Raw genomic sequence first — 2,954 nt, forward strand, 5'->3', positions numbered from 1 at the left:
GTCGGGGGACTGAGTCGCAGCACGTTTCAACGCCGCCCCAGTTTTCACCCCGCCCCATCCAGGGGGCTACACCACCCTCGGCTCAATGATCTCAAACCGTCAAGGCCCGAATGAAGTACCCAGCCCGCGAACCGCCCGATCGGACCAGCGCGAGCTCGCCGTCGACGGCCTCACACCCGAATGCTCCGCGGCAGCTCCGCGTCCGCCACGTACCCGATCCCCCGCACCGTTCGGATCAGGTCCGGGACGCCGAGCTTCGCGCGCAGTGTCGCGATGTGCACCTCCAGCGTGCGGTTCGCCGACTTCTCCGTGGTGTGCCAGACCTTGCGCAGTATCAGTTCCCTGCACAGCACCGCGCCCGGCGTGCTCGCCAGCAGGTGCAGGAGGTCGAACTCCTTGCGGGTGAGCACCACCGGCTGGCCGTGGACGTTCACCCGGCGCTCGTCCGCGTCCACCACTACTGGGCCGACGCCCAGGTGGTCGGGCCGCTCCGTCGGGGTGCGCACCGCCGCGCGTATTCGGGTCGAGAGTTCGGTGAGGCCGTAGGGCTTCACCACGAAGTCGTCCACGCCGATCCGGCGGCCCTCGATCCACAGGCCGCGGTCGGCGCGCGCGGTGATCGCCACCAGGGCGGCCTCGGTCTGGCGGCGGATGCGCTCGCACAGGGCCAGCGCCTCCTCGTCGAGCAGGCCCAGATCCAGGAGCACCGCGTGCGGCGAGAACGCCGCCATGCCCGGCAGGTCGTCGGCGCGCAGCCGCCGGACCGCGAACCCGTCCAGGCGCAGTGCGTTGTCCAACGCCGGTTGCACCCGGTCGTCCCTGCGGCCGGCCACCACTAGCCTCATTCGCCCGTCACCTCACAGCGCCGATGTGCGCCCATTACGACCAAAAACCAGCAAAAATCCGGCAATTTATTAACAATGTTTACCAGGGCCCTGCCATTCTGCTCACCCAGCGTGCCGGAAGGCAATACCGCGCGTGTGGGTTTTCTCAACGCATCCTCAAGTCGACCCGCCCCACCAGGGGCGGAAGAAACGGAGCAATGAGCATCCGTCGGCCCATGGCGGCCCCTTGTCAAGACCGACATCTCCGCACGCTCCAACGCAACACTCTGAGAGTGTGGAAGATCGGACGAATACGCCGAATGTGTGACGCGGCACCGCGCCGCACGGTGCGGGAGGCACGAATCCCCGCCGGCGTCGGCGAGGGTGGCCGGATGACGGTCGACGGCTCGTACATGGCGTGGGCCCGGCCCACGCGCCGGGTGCACCTCGCGCTGTCGGTGGGGATGACCGTGACCGGAGTCATCCTTATCGCGGCGGGGAGTTCCGGGGGACGGAGCGCGGCGCAGACGGTACCGCCGCCGGCCCTGGGACGCGCTGCGGACAGTGTCGTGAGCGGGAGCAGCGGGAGCAGCGGGGCGGCGGGCGGTCCGGTTCCGGCGGCGCCGCTAGTGCACTTCGCGCCTCCGGTGCCGGCGCCGGTTCCGATGCCGGTAGACCTGCCGGGTGTCGGGACTAAGACGCATTCGAAGCCGCGGTCGCACGGTCGGCATGCCGCTTCGGTACCGCCGCCGGAAACCGCACCTCCACCAGCCCATCACCTGCCCCACCCCTCCGACCTTTCCCGCCTCCTCACCCCGCCGCCGCATCCCTCGTCGCCACAACTGCCGGCCCACCCGCCGCAACACTGATTCCGGCGGCGTCTCCGCTGGTCTGTACCCCTGAAGAACGTCTAGGCTGACGGCCGTGGCGATGCGACAACTCGGGGACCTCGAAGCGGCGGTCATGGACCGCATATGGCGGCGCAACCGCCCGGTGCTGGTCAGGGACATCCTCGACGACCTGAACACCGACCGGTCCCTCGCCTACACCACGGTCATGACCGTCATGGACAAGCTGCACCGCAAGGGATGGCTGCGCCGCCAGCCGCAGGGGCGGGCGTACGTCTACGAAGCCGTCGCCTCGCGCGAGTCGTACACCGCGCGGCTGATGCGCGACGCGTGGGCGACGAGCGACAACCAGGCGGTGGCGTTCGTGCACTTCCTTGAGCAGCTGTCCGACGAGGAAGCCAAGGCGCTGCGCGCGGCGCTGGAGATCTGTCCCCCGGCGTCGCCCCACCCGGCCACGGAGGAAGAGCAGACTCAGTGACGGCCGCGCTCCTCCTGGTCGTCTACGCGCTCTCCGTTGCGGTATTCGCACCGCCGCTCCTCGCCCGGCACTGGCCCTCGGACCGTGCTCCCCGGCTGACGGTGACGCTGCTGCAGATCCTGACGTGCTCGTTCCTGGTGGCCGCGGTCGCGGCCGGACTGGCGCTGGCGTTCACGCTCGTCGAAGGTCTGTCGGAGCTGTCGCCGGCCCTGGACTCGTGCACCGACCAGATCCCGGTGACCGACCACGGCTCCGTCGGTACGGTCCTGGGCCACCTCGGCTGGATCTCGGCGGTCCTGCTCTCGGCGCGGCTGCTGTACTGCCTGGCCGCCACGTTCGGCACGGCCCGCCGTCGCCGCCGCGCCCACAGCGAAATGCTCCGCATGCTCGCCACCCGCGACGACGAACTCGGCGTCCTGGTCCTGGACCACCCGGCACCGGCCTGCTACTGCCTCCCCGGCGACGTGGTGATCACCACCGGCGCGCTGGAGCGCCTGAGCGCGAAGCAGCTGGAAGCGGTCCTCCTGCACGAGCGCGCGCACCTGTCCGGCCGCCATCACCTGATCATCGCCCTCGCCGCCGCGATCCGCCGCACCATCCCGCACATCAGACTCCTGGCCTACGCCGAACGCGAAACCCGCCGCCTGGTCGAACTCATCGCCGACGACGCCGCCGTGGCCCGCACCGGAGCCCCGACCGTCGCCGCGGCCCTGGCCGTCATCGGCGCCGCGCAAGGCACCGACCGCGCCCCGGGGTACGACCCGGTCCCGGAGACGGCCCTCGCCATCGACTCCTCCCCCACCC

Annotated in this window: 3 protein-coding genes; 2 read left to right on the forward strand and 1 reads right to left on the reverse strand. The window is 70.5% G+C overall.

Going from position 1 to position 2,954, the window contains the following annotated elements; translation table 11 throughout:
* Positions 1–170 precede the first annotated feature (170 nt).
* Positions 171–845, reverse strand: coding sequence for a response regulator transcription factor (locus GWK61_RS53655; protein WP_194922138.1), 675 nt, complete (start codon positions 843–845; stop codon positions 171–173).
* Positions 846–1,754: 909 nt separating this feature from the next.
* Here GWK61_RS53655 and GWK61_RS53660 point away from each other — a divergent pair.
* Together GWK61_RS53660 and GWK61_RS60415 are read left to right on the forward strand one after the other, a co-directional pair.
* The gene (locus GWK61_RS53660) at positions 1,755–2,150 is read left to right on the forward strand and encodes a BlaI/MecI/CopY family transcriptional regulator (protein WP_194922140.1); all 396 of its coding nucleotides are present in this window, start codon (positions 1,755–1,757) and stop codon (positions 2,148–2,150) included.
* The coding region (locus GWK61_RS60415; protein ID WP_194922139.1) for a M56 family metallopeptidase at positions 2,147–2,954 on the forward strand (808 nt) is incomplete at its 3' end. The genes GWK61_RS53660 and GWK61_RS60415, both read left to right, overlap by 4 nt.

The sequence above is a fragment of the Catenulispora rubra genome, assembly GCF_015356825.1.
GTDB lineage: Bacteria > Actinomycetota > Actinomycetes > Streptomycetales > Catenulisporaceae > Catenulispora > Catenulispora rubra.

Excerpts from the sequence above, each read along its gene's own strand:
- GWK61_RS53655 (WP_194922138.1), bottom strand. The coding sequence starts at position 845 with ATGAGGCTAGTGGTGGCCGGCCGCAGGGACGACCGGGTGCAACCGGCG.
- GWK61_RS53660 (WP_194922140.1), top strand. The coding sequence starts at position 1,755 with ATGCGACAACTCGGGGACCTCGAAGCGGCGGTCATGGACCGCATATGG.